A 14,087-nucleotide genomic window follows, 5' to 3' on the forward strand; every position below is an offset into this window, starting at 1 on the left:
GATCAAGCCTTGATACGGCTGGCGATGAATTCGCGGTACCACAGCGCGCTGTCCTTCAGCGTGCGCTCTTGGCTTGCATAGTCCACGTGCACGATGCCGAAGCGCTTGGCGTAGCCCGAATTCCACTCGAAGTTGTCGAGCAGGCTCCAGAGGAAATAACCGCGCACGTCCACGCCTGCATCCATCGCGTCCTTGAGCGCGGCCAGATGGCTGCGCACGTAGGCGATGCGCGCCGTATCGTGCACGCGGCCGTTTTCCAGCACGTCTGGATTGGCCATGCCGTTTTCGGTAATGTACACCGGCGGCAGGTCGGGATACTCGGCCTTCAGTTTGAGCAGCAGTTCGGACAGGCCTTCGGGGAAGATTTCCCAGCCCATGTCGGTCACGCCGTGGCGCGCCGGCGCTGGCACGGGCGGCGTGCTGGCGCTGCACCACGAGCGGAAGTAATAGTTCGAGCCGAGGAAGTCGATCTTCTGGTGGATGATGGCGAGGTCGCCGTCAGCAACGACGGGGGCGTTCTCGCCATGGCCGCGCAGCGCCAGTTCGGGGTAGCGGCCCTTGAAGATCGGGTCCATGAACCACTGCACCGAGCGTGCATACTCGAATTCGGCCATGTCGCGGTCGGCCTGCGAATCGGTGGCCGCATCGGCGGTCCACTGGTTCAGCACGATGCCCAGCTGCGCGCTGCTGCCAACCTCGCGCATCGCGCTCATGGCCAGGCCATGCGACAGCAGCAGGTGGTGCGAGACCTGGATCGATTGCTTCAGGTCGGCCACGCCGGGTGCGAACTGCGCATTGCCGTAACCCAGATTGGCCGTGCACCACGGCTCGTTGTGGGTGGCGATTGCCTCGATCCGGTTGCCGAAGCGGCGCGCGATCTCGCGCGCATAGTCGGCGAAGCGGTAGGCGGTTTCGCGATTGAGCCAGCCGCCATCATCCTGCAGGCCTTGCGGCAGGTCCCAGTGGTACAGGGTCGCGTGCGCGCGGATGCCTTTGCTTTCCAGTTCGGTCAGCAGGCGGTCATAGAAATCGAAGCCTGCTTCGTTCCAGGCGCCCTTGCCGTCCGGCTGCACGCGCGCCCAGGCGAACGAGAAGCGGTAGGCGTCCACGCCGATCGAGGCCATGATGCCGACGTCTTCCTGGTAACGGTGATAGTGGTCGCAGGCGATGATGCCATCGCTGCCGTCCTTGATATTGTTCTGGTCCAGGCAGAAGGTGTCCCAGATCGACGGCCCCTTGCCATCGACGGCGGCAGCGCCCTCGATCTGGAAGGAGCTGGTGGCCACGCCCCAGGTGAAGTCGGAAGGGAAGTTGTTGCGGAAGTCGAAGTCGGGGCTGTTGGTCATGGAACTCTCGGATCACTGCTGGGGCAGATTCAGGTCAAACAAAAAAAAGCAGCGCGCCCACCGGGCGCGCTTGCCATGCTTCAGCTTTTAGAAATCAAAGCCGGTATTCACGCCAACCGTACGTGGTGGCTTGTACTGCGCCAGCCATGGGCCGAAGCCGTTGAAGGCGCTGGTCTTGATCTTCTTGTCGCCGACGTTGCGCACGAAGGCGTCGACCCACCATTTGTCCTTCGCGTAGCGCAGGCCAAGGTCGGCGCTGGCGTAGGCTTTCTGGCGGTCTTCCGGACCCAGGTCGAACACGCTCAGGCTGACTTCATCCTCGTAGCGCGCCGTGATGCGCGGCACCAGGGTAGCACCATCGGCCAGGCGGAACGTGTGCTGGTACTGTACCGTGGTCGAGAACTTCGGTGCGTGCGGCAGCTTGTGACCGCTCACGTCCAGGCAGGTCTCGATGCGGGTGTCGACCGTGCACGGTGGCAGCGCATAGTCGTTCGAGCCGGCGACCAGGTGACCCAGCTTGGTGTCGAGCACGGCCAGCGCGATCGACAGGCGGCCGTCTTTTGCGATACGTGCGGAAATCTCGGTTTCCAGGCCCGTGACCTTGGCGCCATCGGCATTCTCGATGGCCAGGCCACGGCTGCCGTCGGAGAAGCTGACCGGCGAATTGAACTGGAAGTCCTTGAAGTCCATGTAGAACAGCGCGTTATTGATACGCAGCGCGCCATCCATGAACGTGCTCTTCGAACCGATCTCGAAGTTGGTCAGCGTCTCTGGCTGGTACGGCAAGCCGCGATCCTGCACGCCGCCGGCCTTGTAGCCGGTCGACACGCTCGCATACACCATATTGTTGCGGTCGATGTCGTAGTTCACGCGCACCAGGCCGGTGGCCTTGTTGTCGCTGTAGCGGCCATCGTTCGGTACGCCGGACTGGTAGCCGTTGACCGGATCGCGCGGATCGATCTGCGGATTGAGCGGCAGTTGTGGCGCGCTGGCGTCGTACGCCCAGGTGTAGCCGCGACCGCCAATGTGGACGCGCTTGTCGTGGGTGTAGCGCACGCCGCCGGTCAGGTGCCAGGCATCGGTGATGTTCCAGGTGGCCTGGCCGAAGACGGCCGAGTTTTCCACGGTCTGGTCCGGCTGGATGAACGAACCCTGCCATGCCACGGTGCCATCTTCGGTACCGTTCATGCCGCCGATGTCGAAGCGGATATTGTTTTTTTCCTTGCCGTAGTAGGCGCCGACCTGCCAGTCGATGGCGCGCGTGCCGACCGATTGCAGCAGCACTTCGTGGCTGTAGCTGCGGTAGTTGGAGTCGGTCGTGGTGTGTTCCTGGAACTTGCCGCCCGAGATGATCGAGGTCGGGAGGATCGTGCCGCCGTCCTGGTCGAAGCGCATGTCGCCGCTGTACTTGGACCAGCCCGCCACGTATTGCAGCGCGAGGTCGGGGCTGATGTCCCAGCTCAGGCGGCTGCGCACGTTGTCGCTGTCACGGTTGACCCATGGCGACGAGTCGGACAGGGTCGACCAGTGGTCCTGGCCCGCCCGCGGCGTCTGCATCAGGTTGGCGCTTGGGGTGCCGCGGTCGATGAATTTTTCGTAGGCGATGTTCCAGCGCAGGTTTGGCGCCAGGTGCCACAGCAGCGACATGCGTGCTGCAGTCTGGTCCTGGGCGCTGTACTTGTCGCCACCGGAAACGTAGTTGTTCGGATTGATTGGGCGGAAGCCGGCAGCGGCGCCGCCAGCGGCCAGGTAGGCAGCGCGCTGTTGCGCGATCGACGGGTTCGGGAATTGCTGGTAATCGACGTAGCCATCATGACGCTCGTGCACGACGGCAAAGCGCAGTGCGGCCGTTTCGGACAGCGGGACATTGACCGCGCCGCGCGTGCCGATGCGGTTGTAGTCGCCGATACCGCCTTCAACGTAGCCCGAGCGGCTGTTCAGCTCTGGCTTGACGGTCTGGATATTGACGGCGCCGACGGTGGAGTTGCGGCCCCACAGCGTGCCTTGCGGGCCGCGCAGCACTTCGATGCCTTCGACGTCGAACAGCAGGGCAGTGGCGCCTTCGGCGCGTGGCGAATATACGTTGTCGACGAACGAAGCGACTTCAGGATCGGCGTATTCGGTCTTGGCGCTGTCGTTGCCGATGCCGCGCAGCGTCATCGTCGTCACGCCGTGGTCACCCTGGGCCGTGGCCTGGAAACCCGGGACCAGTGCGACGACGTCGAGCAGGGTCTGCACATGGTTGTCTGCCAGCGTGGCGGCGGTCAGCGCGGTGACCGCGATCGGGGTGCGCTGCAGCGAGGTCGAGCGCTTGGTGGCGGTCACGACCACTTCGGCGATACGGCCGTTGTCGACGACTGCTGCCGGGGTAGCGGCGGCAGGCGACGCCGGATCGGCGGCCGATTGGGCGTGGGCTGTACCGATGCTGGCGAGCAGCGTCAGGATGGCCAAGCGGATAGGGGCGGACGAGGGCGTACGGACCCCTGCCAGTTGGGGCGTCATGGTTGTCATGCTTGTCTCCGATATAGTTTTATGGACACTGCGTGCGTTAGGACTGATAAGAAATCGGTTTCATCAATCTTGAAAACGGTTTCATAGTAATTTCAACGGTAAAAAAATGTCAATTAGTATTTATGATAGGGAGTAGCGGGTTTGTTGCAGGTCAACGACGGATTGTTTATGAAAGCGTTTCATAAGCATCTTCCAGCGGCCGTTTTATGTGAAAGCTGCGTGATATACTTCAAGCAACAAATTGCCCCGGACCTGTCCAGAACGCTTCATGAAAAACATCGAGAGCGGTATCACCACGCTGTACCAGGTCGCCAGCAGGGCAGGCGTGTCGCCGGCCACCGTCTCGCGTTTCTTGAACGGCACGGCGAAAGTGTCGGACGACAAGCGGCGCACGATCGAGCGCGTCATCGATGAGCTGAACTACAAGCCCAATCGGCTGGCGCAAAGCCTCAAGATGGGCAGCACCAACACCATCGGCGTACTCACCCAGTCGCTCGAGAGTGGTTACTTCAACCGCGCCATGGTCGGCATCGAGGATGCGGTCAAGGCATCCGGCTATGCGCTCCTGATCATGAGCGGCCACTGGCATGCGGATGAAGAAGCCGAGCGGGTCGAGCTGTTGATCGGACGCCGCGTCGATGGCGTGGCAATCCTGACCGGCAATATGAGTGACAAGCAGATCCTCGACTTTTCGCGCCGCGTACCAATCGTGGCGTTCGGGCGCGAAGTGCAGGGCGAGCGCACGCAGGCGTTTTGCCTGGACAATTACGGCGGCGCCTGCGAAGCAGTGGAATACCTGATCAGCCAGGGGCACCGGCGCATTGCCCATATCGCCGGGCCGCCTGATCATCGCGACGCGCGCGAGCGCCTGGCGGGCTACAACGACACACTGACCAAACACGGCATTGCAAGCGACCCACGGCTGGTCGTGACGGGCGACTTCAGCGAGTCCAGCGGCCTGCTGGCACTGAACAGCCTGCTGGTGGCCAACGTGCGTTTCAGCGCGATCTTCGCGGCCAACGATTTGACGGCCTATGGCGCGCGCCTGGCGCTGTACCGGCGCAATATCCGCGTCCCCGAAGACATTTCGCTGGTCGGGTTCGACGATCTGGAAAGTTCGATGTACACGACGCCGCCGCTGACCACCGTGCGCCAGCCGCTGTACGAAGTCGGGACCGGGATCGGGCGGCGCATGCTGGCGATGCTGGGGCATCAGCAACCGGCAGCCGATGTGCCGGGGTTGAGTCTTGTCGTGCGGGAGTCGGTGCGGCTGGTGTAATCGCCGTGTTGTCGGCTTGCTCAAGGCGCTTCATAAAAATCGCTTGCTATTAAATAGCGAGCTATGTATTATGCTGTTCATGGCAGCGCCGAACGTACCCCACAACGGGCAAGCGGGTCGGCGGGCCAAGGCAGCAATCCATATAAATAGCGCGCTATATAATAGCGTTAAATAGATCGGCGGGCATCCGCCACCCTTTCAAGGAGTCTCATCATGGCAATCGAAAACGTTCTCTACCGCGCCAACGCCACCGCAACGGGTGGCCGCGAAGGCCGCGCCGTGTCGTCCGACAGCGCACTGGATGTGAAGCTGACCACCCCAAAAGAACTCGGTGGTAATGGCCTGGCTGGCACGAACCCTGAGCAATTGTTCGCTGCTGGCTACTCGGCCTGCTTCCTGGGCGCGATGAAATTCGTCGCCAACCGCGACAAGCTGAAGATTTCGCCGGACGTCGCGGTGGAAGGTACGGTCGGCATCGGCCCGATCCCGACCGGCTTCGGCATCGAAGTGCTGCTCAAGATCAGCCTGCCAGGCGTGCCGGCCGATGAAGCGCAAACGCTGATCGACCGCGCGCACATCGTGTGCCCGTATTCGAACGCGACCCGCGGCAATATCGATGTGACCCTGCAACTGGTGTAGACGCGACTGCCTGGAAAACCAGGATGATGTTGATGACGAAAAAGGCTGCCCGAAGGCAGCCTTTTTTTGTGCCGCTGTACTAGATGAAAAGCGGGGGGCAGGTCTGACATTCGGACACGATCTCGACAGTCGGATAGCCGGAACAAGCTGGCAACGGGCCATGCTCATACTGGGCAAAGGACTATTGGAAGTGGTTAAGGCTGAGGTTGTGTCTGAATGTCAGACCTGACCCCGGCTGTGATCGGCGTTCAACGAGCCCTAGTGCGCTACGACATCAAGTCAGTTTGAACGCGTGGACGGCGTAGCCGTCCACCCTACCGACATTGCTTCAGGGGCGGTTCTTGTCCGTGCTGGAGAACCACGATTTAACAATTGGCGAATGCTTGGACTGGTTGTGAAGTAGCTCCAACAATATTTCCCGCTGGAATCTTCACTTGCTTGATTCCAGGTGCTGATCGTCTGTTCAAATGCCCGATGTAATGCCCGAATACGCTCTATTTTGACGCGCTGCAGCAAATCTGGAACTTTGAACATTGTTCACACCAGCCGCGCAAGAAGCGCAATAAATCGTTACATATCCGGCAGTTTTTAGCCTTCACAGCGGATATGTGATGTGAAATCCCTATCGCTTGATATCTTCCAAGCAATGCTTTTGCTGTGATGTGTCAGCGCAAAACAACGGTTGAAAATATTTTTCCGCTCAGAAAACTATAGCGAAAAAAGGTGTTTAGAATTGCGGTCCATCAGGTGCCTGAAGTAAATATTCCACGCGCGGCTGGCGTCTGAAGAGCACTTTGCCAATCCTTTGACACCTCAATAAATTTAACATTTCACCGCTTTCATGCACACCCCTGTTTCCGCCCCGCGCCGTTCGTCGTTTGTTCTTGTACAAGCCCAGCAATATTCCCTGCCACTCGTCTTCGCGCTGTTCGGCCTGATCATGGGATCGTGGGCTGGCCGTATCCCTGCGCTGGCCGCCGGCGTCAATGTGTCGCATGCGGCCCTGTCGATGGTGCTGGTCTGCGGCGGCGTGGGCGCCGTGCTGTCGTACCCGGTCTCGTCGTTCATGATGGGCCGCTTCGGCGCCCGCAAGACCATCCTGCTCGCGGGCCTGGCACTGCTGAGTGTACTGGTGTCGATCGGCATGGCGCCGACCGTGTCGCGCCTGATGATGTCGGTGCTGATGCTGGGTGTAACCGCCAGCATCTTCGATGTGGCAATGAATTCGGCGGCAGCGCGCCGCGAAAAGGCCAGCGGCAAGTCGGAAATGTCGCGTTTGCATGGCCTGTGCTGCGCCGGTGGCCTGGTCGGCGCCACGCTGGGCAGCTTGATGGCGAGCCTCAAGATTGCACCGGCAACCCACTTTCTGATGCTGGCCGGTCCATTGGCCGTCGTGCTGTGGATGGCCTACAGCGTGCTGGACGCGGACGAAGTGGGCGTCCAGGTCGAGAAGAAATCGTTTGCATTGCCGCGCGGTCCGCTGGTGCTGCTGGGCCTGCTGGGCTTCTTCGGTTCGATGGCCGAAGGCAGCATCGCTGACTGGAGCGGCATGTTCCTGAAAGAGCATTTCGGTGCATCGGATGGCCTGGCGCCGCTGTCGCTGTCCGCTTTCTCGGTGATGATGCTGATCTCGCGCATGTTCGGCGACAAACTGAAAGAGCGCCATGGCGCCAAGCGCCTGGTGAGCACCGGCGCCATGGTCGCGGCCGCCGGCCTGTTCTTTGCGGTGCTGGCCCCGAATGCCTATGTGGCGCTGATTGGTTTCGCTGTTGCGGGCGTTGGCCTGGCGCTGGTGTTCCCGTTCGTGTTCAGCGCGGCCGGTGCACAAGGCCCGGCAGCCCTGGCTGCGGTGGCCAGCATGGCGTACAGCGGCAGCCTGATGGGCCCGCCAGCCATTGGCGCCGTCGCGCACTTCATCGGCATGCAGGCAGCCATTGCCTATATCGGCGGCCTGTCGATCGTGATCGCGATGGTCGCTTGCCGTACCCGCATGCTGAAGTGAGTTGCGTGCGCTGCGGCCTGGATGGCCGCATGCATGAGCTGCAAACACAAACGCAGACGGCGCCGCAAGGCCCGTCTGCGTTGTCGTTTCTGGATCAGCCCGCGGCTTGCTTGAGCCACTCGCGCGGCGAGGCGCCCATCATCGCCGTGAAGGCGCGGGTGAACGTGGACGGGCTGGTGTAGCCGGCGCGGCTGCTGACCTGCTTGACCGGCATGCCCTGGCGCAGCAGACGGCTGCCAACGCCGATGCGCCAGCGCGTCAGGTATTCGCCCGGCGGCATGCCCATCACGTCACGGAAGCGTTCGGTAAAAGCGGCGCGCGACATGCAGGCCACCTTGGCCAGCGATTGCAGGCTCCATGGCTCGTGCGGGCGCTCGTGGATGGCTGTCAGTGCCAGCGACAACTGACGGTCCGACAGGCCGGCAAGCAGGCCCAGCGACAAGCGCCCGCTGTCGAATTCGCGCCGGATCATCTGGATCAGCAACACGTCGCACAGGCGATCCAGGATCACTTCGCGGCCCGGCTCGGCCTGGCTGGCTTCGCTGAACAGCAGGTCGAGCGTCGAGCGCAATCCGGCAATTTCGCTCAGCGGCATGACCAGGCAGTTGGGCAGCACGCGCGACAGCGGATTGCTCATTTCGTCCTGGAACTGGATATGCGCGCACAACAGGTTGGCGGTGTGGCCGGGATGCACCTGCAAGCGGTGGCTGGCGCCGCGCGGATAAAACAGCAGCGACGGCTCGGTCACGGTGATGACCTTGCCATCGTCATGGATGAAGTCGACCGGTCCTTCGCGCACCACGTGCAGCTGACCGGAGACACCGTTTTCAGTGAATTGATTGGTATCGCAAAAAGCACCGTTATAGAAAATACGGGCGTTGAACGAGTGGCGACCGACCAGTGATGACAGTTTGTCCATGACAGTACGATTTAGATAGATGGCTATCTATTCTGGACGAAAAGCGATATTTCCGAGTGGAAATTGGTGAGATTTCATCCAGAATACAACGCTTTTTTGATGCTCAGGCTCAACTATTTTCCCTAATAAATTAATGACTTAGAGAAAAGTCAGCTTGTAAAAGTCGAGACATGGATATGGAGATTCCAACATAACCTGACTAGACAAGTTCCAAGTCAATTTCGTTCATGACATCGGGTCAAGAGCAGTTCAGTTCGTTGATTCGTTGCATTCGGGCAGCGCCGATTCAGTGCATCTGCCGGCTCAAAAAGTGCGTCTTTGCAGGTGCGCTGGCCTGCTGCCACGACATTGGCCGGGTCAGTCAACGGGCAGGGCGTACCGAATCCCGAACGGTGAAAGGCAGTATCATTTGGCGATCTCATTGACCACCCATTGACCATGCTGCATACGCCTGCTTCCTTCACGCCGCTGTTTGCGCCGCATCCCGATCCGGCGCCGCTGAACTTCCTGTTCCATAAGGGACAATTACTGGTGCGTGAAGACGGGCCAGCGCTGCCCGACGTCGCCGTGCTCGAACAGGTCGGCGCGGTGCGCGAACACCTGCAGCCGCTCGGCCTGCTCGATGGCCGGTATTGCCAGACCGGCTGGCTCGATGCCGAACCCGCACTACCGGCAGGCTATGCCTGGCGTGGCCTGCGCGCGCTGTTTGGCGTGATGGACGAGTCCCTGGTCGGCCTGGCCGGCCGCGCTGCCCAGGTCGCGGAATGGGCACGCACCCATCGCTTCTGCGGTGTGTGCGGCAGCGGCACGGTGCTGGCCACCGGCGAGCGTTGCTTCAAGTGTCCGCAATGCGGGCACATGGCCTATCCGCGCATCTCGCCGGCCATGATGGTGCTGATCCGCAAGGGCGACCAGGTGCTGCTGGCCAAGCACGTGCTGCATGCCACGCAGCGCTTCGTGCCGCTGGCGGGCTTCCTGGAAGCGGGCGAGTCGATCGAAGAATGCATCACGCGCGAAGTGTTCGAAGAAGTCGGACTGCGCGTGCACAATCCGCGCTATTTCGCCAGCCAGTCGTGGCCGTTCCCGCATTCGCTGATGCTGGCCTTCACGGCCGATTACCTCGACGGCGAGATCCGCGTGGACCCGGCCGAAATCGCCGAGGCGCGCTGGTTCGGTCCGGATGACGCGTGGCCGGAGCGGGTGCCGCAGATGTCGATCTCGAGCGTACTGATCGACGCGCACCGGCCGCCCGGGACGTAATGCCTGAGGTGGCGTTACGGCGCTGCCGGACCGGCGTGGTGCGCCATGGCTTGCCCGACCTCTACCGCGGCGGGCTTGGCGCCCGTGCTGCGCAGGTTGATCGCGCGCTGCAGGATGTCGAACCAGAACGGCGCCCCGAACAGCGTCGTGCTGGCAGTGATCAGCCAGCCGGTGACCTGCAGCGCGAACGCGGCGTCGGGCACCGGCGGAAAGCTGGCCCAGCCGATCGGCAGCGTCGCCAGATCGTTCACCAGCTTCGCGTCGAGCGCGGCAGGCACAGCGCCGATGCCGGCAGCCAGGGCCGGATGCCGCCATAGTGTCTGGAACAGGTGGATGCTGTCGATGTTGAGCAGGATCGCCAGCAGCAGCGCCAGCAGGAACGAGACGAGCAGCTGGCGCCGTTTATAGGCGCCCGACAGGCGCGCCATGGTGCTGTCGAACCAGCCGCCGAGCGCCGCCTGGAAGCGCTCCACGTCGCCGCCGGTTTGCACGTACAGCGTGTTCAGCGTGCGCCGCAATTGCGGATCGGGCACGGCGGCAATGGCACTGTCGAGCGCTGCGCCGCCGCCGCGGATGGCGTCGATCAGCGCAATCGCGAAGTTGGCCGGTTCGATGTAGGATGGGCCGGGATGCGGCGGCGCGTGCGGGCCGGTGAGGTCGTCATGTGCACTGACCAAAAGGTGTGCGTAGACCGCCCGCGCAGTGCCGGTGAACTGCGGGTCGCGCAGCATGCGCTGGATGCAGGTGCGCAGCATGCCGGCGCGCAGGCTGAACGCGGCCGATAATGCCTCTTGCAAGGTGGTGACCGTCAGCGCCAGGGAGCCGTAGCAGAATGCCATGCCGATGACGACTTCCATGACCGTGCTGCCAAACATAGCGCTCTCCCTGAACGACGACCGTACTCAACGTTATGAGATATGTCGCATGCAGGGGATGATTTAGCGCAAGAATAGGGCCACCCCGACCGGGGCCAGACGTTTTCTATATACTGGCGGCAATCGTTATTTTAGGGTGCACCATGTCTGACAAAGAAGCTTTCACCGAACACGACTGGCGTCGTCTGCTGACATCGCTGGGCGAAAATCCGGACCGTCCTGGCCTGATCGAAACGCCTGCGCGCGTGACCAAGGCCTGGAAACACTGGACTTCGGGTTACGACCAGAATCCGGTGGAAGTGCTCAAGGCGTTCGAAGACGGCGCCGAAGAATACAACGAGCTGATCGTCGTGCGCGGCATCCCGGTCTACAGCCATTGCGAGCACCACCTGGCGCCGTTCTTCGGCAAGGCCACCGTTGGCTACCTGCCGAACGGCAAAATCGTCGGCCTGTCGAAGCTGACCCGCCTGGTCGATATCTTTTCCAAGCGCCTGCAGGTACAGGAACGCATGACGATGCAGATCGCCAATGCGCTGATGGAAGTGCTGGAACCAAAAGCAGTCGGCGTGGTCATCAAGTGCCGCCACCTGTGCATGGAAAGCCGTGGCATCCGCGCCATCGGCGAGGAAACCATTACCTCGACCCTGCTGGGCGAGCTGCAGCCGAACCTGGCACTGCGAACCGAGTTCCTGGCGCTGGCGCGGGACTAGCTAGGTTCAATTATTTTGGGTAGACTGTAAATACAGCTAGGGAACCTGTTCCAGATCCGGGCCTCCAAGCTGTTTTGGAGGTCACCCATGGACCGAGCTGTCTACCCCAGCGATATACCACGCGAACACTTCGAGGTCGTGCGCGCCATGCTTGAAGCGGCACGCCGCAAGACGCGCCCACGCAAGCACGATTTGTACGACGTCTTTTGCGCCGTGTTGTATTTTTTGCACACTGGCGCCACCTGGCGCGCGATGCCACCAGATTTTCCCCCGTGGCGCACGGTGCACGAGTATTTCACGCAGTGGACGATGCAACGCGAAAACGGCCAGTCGCTGCTTGAAAGCGTGCTTGAGAAATCAGGTCGTGACGTCGAGCTCAACCGATTGCGCGCGCTGACGCAGCGCTACTGAGCCTTATTCGCTGGCCGCTTCCGGCTTCTCGAAGTTGAGCTTGTTGTCGCTGTCCAGCGTAAAGATCCCCAGCGGCAGGCCGGTGACGGCATCAGGGTCGGGCGCCTTCAGTTCACTACAGGTCGTGGTGTCGATCTGCCATGCCTGGTCGTCCGCACGCAGCGTATACACGTTGTTGCCGTTGCCGAACAGCTCGACCTGCAAGTCGGCCAGCCATACCGAGCCCAGCTCATACTGGCGCTGGCAATCCGGCAGGCGCGACATGACGACGCGCAGCGTGCCTTCTTTGGTCCAGAAATTGTCCTTTTCCACCTTCAGCGTGATCGCATGATCGGTATTCAGGTCGATCACGTACGTCGACGTCTCGATGAAGCAGCCGCTCAGCAGTAGCGGAGCCAGGAAGATGAGGGGAAGGCGCATGAAAGGTCCGTTGTTCATTGATGCAGTTGCTGCCGAGTATAGCAACTGGCCTATGCGTCCGGGCAATTCCGTGGCGGGCATGCCTGGCCTGCGAGCGACAGCAGATCCGCCGGCGTCCCGAACTCGCGCTCAGGCGCCACCCGGCGCAGCGCTTCCATCGAGGCATAGCCCCAGCCGACCGCCCCGAACGCGATCCCGGCCCGGCGCGCGGCGTCGCCATCGGTCGTCTGGTCGCCGACATACAGCGCCTGGATCGCTGGCACCGTGGCACGGCGCACGACCTTGCGGATGCGCGCCGCCTTGCCGAAGATCGACATGCCGCATTCGTATTGCCCCATCAGGCCGGCCAGTTCCGGCCCCAGCACGTGGCGCACATTGTCTTCGGCATTGGACGACACCACCGCCAGCCGCACGCCATTGCGGTCGAGCTCGCGCAGGGTGGGGGCGATGCCGTCGAACAGTGCGATGCGGCCGGTGGCTCCGCGCATGCGGTCGATGAACGAGCGCGAGGCGATCGGCAGCTTCCAGGCCGGCATGCCGACATGGCGCATGATGTCGCGCGGCCCGTAGTGGCGTAGCTGCTCGGCCTGCGCCGCGTCGACGCGCCGAAAGCCGTGCTGGTCGGCGATCTCGTTGAACACGCTCATGAAGAAAGGCCACGAGTCGGCCAGCGTGCCGTCGAAGTCGAAGATCGCCAGGCGATAGCTCATGCGCGGGCCATTAAAGTGGAAGTCATGCGGCGATTATAGAGACCGCAGCGCTGGCACGCCGCCGGGACGCACCTGTCAGCGCATGGCCTGCAGGCCGCCCGTCTGGAGCGACTGGCGCAGCCGCGTCGCATCGCGCCCCGGCGACAGGCCGAAGAAGCGCGCGTATTCGCGCGAAAACTGCGAGCTGCTTTCGTAGCCCACCGCATGGCCCGCGCGCGCCGCGTCGATCGACCCGGCGAGCATCAGCCGCCGCGCCTCTTGCAGGCGCAGCTGCTTCTGGTATTGCAGCGGACTCATCGAGGTCACGGTCTTGAAATGCTCGTGCAGCGTCGACGAACTCATGCCCACCTCGCCGGCCAGCCGCTCGACGCTCAATGGCCGGTTGTAGTGATCCTTGATCCAGCAGATGGCCCGGGTGACCTGCGCGATGCGGCCATCGCCGCGCGCACAATGGCGCACCGTGTCGGCATGCTCGCCGGTGAGCAGGCGATAGTGGAATTCCTTCAGCAGCAGCGGCGCGAGCACCGCGATGTCGTGGGGCGCATCGAGCAGGCGCACGAGGCGGTTGGCGACCTCGAGCAGCGCGGGCGTGGTCTCGCTCAGAAACAGTCCGCGCGCCGGGGGCGTGCCGCGCGCGGTCGGCCGGGCCGGCAGTTCGAGGTCGAGCGCGGCGAGCAACTGCGCGTCGAGATCGACCCGCAGGCACAGATAGGGTTCATCCTCGGTCGCCAGCGTCACGCAGCCGGTCACCGGCAAATCGACCGACACCACCAGGAACTTGGCCGTGTCGTAGCGGTAGTCAGTGCCGCCCAGCGAGACCAGCTTGGCGCCCTGCGCGATGATGCACACCGCCGGCGTGTGCACGACACGCAGCGGTTCGGTGGTCTGGCCGCTGCGGATCAGCCACACGCCGGGGATCGGGCTCTGGTGCATGCCGTCGCCGGGGGCGTGCTGCGCAATCTGGGTGGCGAGGTCGCGGATCGCTTGCATGGGCAGTTTCTCGGG

The 14,087-nt window shown here is 62.4% G+C and carries 12 protein-coding genes and 1 pseudogene; 6 read left to right on the forward strand and 7 right to left on the reverse strand.

Annotated features, from left to right (window positions below; translation table 11 throughout):
• Positions 1-2: 2 nt before the first annotated feature.
• Together AC56LV_RS15380 and AC56LV_RS15385 are read right to left on the reverse strand one after the other, a co-directional pair.
• Positions 3-1,346 carry a GH1 family beta-glucosidase gene (locus tag AC56LV_RS15380; RefSeq protein ID WP_499558829.1) on the reverse strand — a complete coding sequence of 448 codons (1,344 nt, stop codon included), beginning with the start codon at positions 1,344-1,346 and terminating at the stop codon, positions 3-5.
• 87 nt (positions 1,347-1,433) lie between these two features.
• Positions 1,434-3,857 carry a TonB-dependent receptor gene (locus AC56LV_RS15385; RefSeq protein WP_499558831.1) on the reverse strand — a complete coding sequence of 808 codons (2,424 nt, stop codon included), beginning with the start codon at positions 3,855-3,857 and terminating at the stop codon, positions 1,434-1,436.
• Positions 3,858-4,125: 268 nt separating this feature from the next.
• On the opposite strand from AC56LV_RS15385, the gene AC56LV_RS15390 reads away from it, so the two are divergent.
• The 3 genes from AC56LV_RS15390 to AC56LV_RS15400 all read left to right on the forward strand — a co-directional run bounded on the left by AC56LV_RS15390 (position 4,126) and on the right by AC56LV_RS15400 (position 7,777).
• A complete protein-coding gene (locus tag AC56LV_RS15390; RefSeq protein WP_499558833.1) occupies positions 4,126-5,136 on the forward strand; it encodes a LacI family DNA-binding transcriptional regulator in 1,011 nt (336 codons plus the stop codon).
• A 213-nt stretch (positions 5,137-5,349) separates the two neighbouring features.
• Positions 5,350-5,775, forward strand: a complete 426-nt coding sequence (locus AC56LV_RS15395; protein ID WP_183555210.1) for an organic hydroperoxide resistance protein — start codon at positions 5,350-5,352, stop codon at positions 5,773-5,775.
• Positions 5,776-6,616: 841 nt separating this feature from the next.
• A complete protein-coding gene (locus tag AC56LV_RS15400; RefSeq protein WP_499558835.1) occupies positions 6,617-7,777 on the forward strand; it encodes an MFS transporter in 1,161 nt (386 codons plus the stop codon).
• A 94-nt stretch (positions 7,778-7,871) separates the two neighbouring features.
• Here the strand turns inward: AC56LV_RS15400 and AC56LV_RS15405 are convergent, their stop codons facing one another.
• The gene (locus AC56LV_RS15405) at positions 7,872-8,696 is read right to left on the reverse strand and encodes an AraC family transcriptional regulator (RefSeq protein ID WP_499558837.1); all 825 of its coding nucleotides are present in this window, start codon (positions 8,694-8,696) and stop codon (positions 7,872-7,874) included.
• 438 nt (positions 8,697-9,134) lie between these two features.
• Here AC56LV_RS15405 and nudC point away from each other — a divergent pair, with 438 nt between their 5' ends.
• On the forward strand, positions 9,135-9,956 hold the full coding sequence (gene nudC / locus AC56LV_RS15410) for an NAD(+) diphosphatase (protein ID WP_499558905.1): 822 nt from the start codon (positions 9,135-9,137) through the stop codon (positions 9,954-9,956).
• 14 nt (positions 9,957-9,970) lie between these two features.
• On the opposite strand, the gene AC56LV_RS15415 is transcribed toward nudC, so the two are convergent.
• On the reverse strand, positions 9,971-10,831 hold the full coding sequence (locus AC56LV_RS15415) for a hypothetical protein (RefSeq protein WP_499558838.1): 861 nt from the start codon (positions 10,829-10,831) through the stop codon (positions 9,971-9,973).
• 143 nt (positions 10,832-10,974) lie between these two features.
• On the opposite strand from AC56LV_RS15415, the gene folE reads away from it, so the two are divergent.
• Positions 10,975-11,541 carry a GTP cyclohydrolase I FolE gene (gene folE / locus AC56LV_RS15420; protein ID WP_499455954.1) on the forward strand — a complete coding sequence of 189 codons (567 nt, stop codon included), beginning with the start codon at positions 10,975-10,977 and terminating at the stop codon, positions 11,539-11,541.
• Between the two features lie 87 nt (positions 11,542-11,628).
• A pseudogene (locus tag AC56LV_RS15425) lies at positions 11,629-11,904 on the forward strand (transposase); the annotation flags it as partial.
• Positions 11,905-11,955: 51 nt separating this feature from the next.
• On the opposite strand, the gene AC56LV_RS15430 reads toward AC56LV_RS15425, so the two are convergent.
• The 3 genes from AC56LV_RS15430 to AC56LV_RS15440 all read right to left on the reverse strand — a co-directional run bounded on the left by AC56LV_RS15430 (position 11,956) and on the right by AC56LV_RS15440 (position 14,072).
• A complete protein-coding gene (locus tag AC56LV_RS15430; RefSeq protein ID WP_332531340.1) occupies positions 11,956-12,372 on the reverse strand; it encodes a hypothetical protein in 417 nt (138 codons plus the stop codon).
• Positions 12,373-12,422: 50 nt separating this feature from the next.
• On the reverse strand, positions 12,423-13,082 hold the full coding sequence (locus AC56LV_RS15435; protein ID WP_499558840.1) for an HAD hydrolase-like protein: 660 nt from the start codon (positions 13,080-13,082) through the stop codon (positions 12,423-12,425).
• A gap of 75 nt (positions 13,083-13,157) precedes the next feature.
• The gene (locus AC56LV_RS15440; RefSeq protein ID WP_499558842.1) at positions 13,158-14,072 is read right to left on the reverse strand and encodes an AraC family transcriptional regulator; all 915 of its coding nucleotides are present in this window, start codon (positions 14,070-14,072) and stop codon (positions 13,158-13,160) included.
• Positions 14,073-14,087: the final 15 nt, after the last annotated feature.

The sequence above is a fragment of the Telluria sp. RB2R28 genome, from assembly GCF_059685835.1.

What these genes read in the sequence shown, in the direction of transcription:
- AC56LV_RS15395 (WP_183555210.1), top strand. Translation starts at nt 5,350, where the DNA reads ATGGCAATCGAAAACGTTCTCTACCGCGCCAACGCCACCGCAACGGGT.
- folE (WP_499455954.1), top strand. Translation starts at nt 10,975, where the DNA reads ATGTCTGACAAAGAAGCTTTCACCGAACACGACTGGCGTCGTCTGCTG.
- AC56LV_RS15435 (WP_499558840.1), bottom strand. Translation starts at nt 13,082, where the DNA reads ATGAGCTATCGCCTGGCGATCTTCGACTTCGACGGCACGCTGGCCGAC.
- AC56LV_RS15415 (WP_499558838.1), bottom strand. Translation starts at nt 10,831, where the DNA reads ATGTTTGGCAGCACGGTCATGGAAGTCGTCATCGGCATGGCATTCTGC.
- nudC (WP_499558905.1), top strand. Translation starts at nt 9,135, where the DNA reads ATGCTGCATACGCCTGCTTCCTTCACGCCGCTGTTTGCGCCGCATCCC.
- AC56LV_RS15405 (WP_499558837.1), bottom strand. Translation starts at nt 8,696, where the DNA reads ATGGACAAACTGTCATCACTGGTCGGTCGCCACTCGTTCAACGCCCGT.
- AC56LV_RS15390 (WP_499558833.1), top strand. Translation starts at nt 4,126, where the DNA reads ATGAAAAACATCGAGAGCGGTATCACCACGCTGTACCAGGTCGCCAGC.
- AC56LV_RS15430 (WP_332531340.1), bottom strand. Translation starts at nt 12,372, where the DNA reads ATGCGCCTTCCCCTCATCTTCCTGGCTCCGCTACTGCTGAGCGGCTGC.
- AC56LV_RS15380 (WP_499558829.1), bottom strand. Translation starts at nt 1,346, where the DNA reads ATGACCAACAGCCCCGACTTCGACTTCCGCAACAACTTCCCTTCCGAC.
- AC56LV_RS15400 (WP_499558835.1), top strand. Translation starts at nt 6,617, where the DNA reads ATGCACACCCCTGTTTCCGCCCCGCGCCGTTCGTCGTTTGTTCTTGTA.
- AC56LV_RS15440 (WP_499558842.1), bottom strand. Translation starts at nt 14,072, where the DNA reads ATGCAAGCGATCCGCGACCTCGCCACCCAGATTGCGCAGCACGCCCCC.
- AC56LV_RS15385 (WP_499558831.1), bottom strand. Translation starts at nt 3,857, where the DNA reads ATGACAACCATGACGCCCCAACTGGCAGGGGTCCGTACGCCCTCGTCC.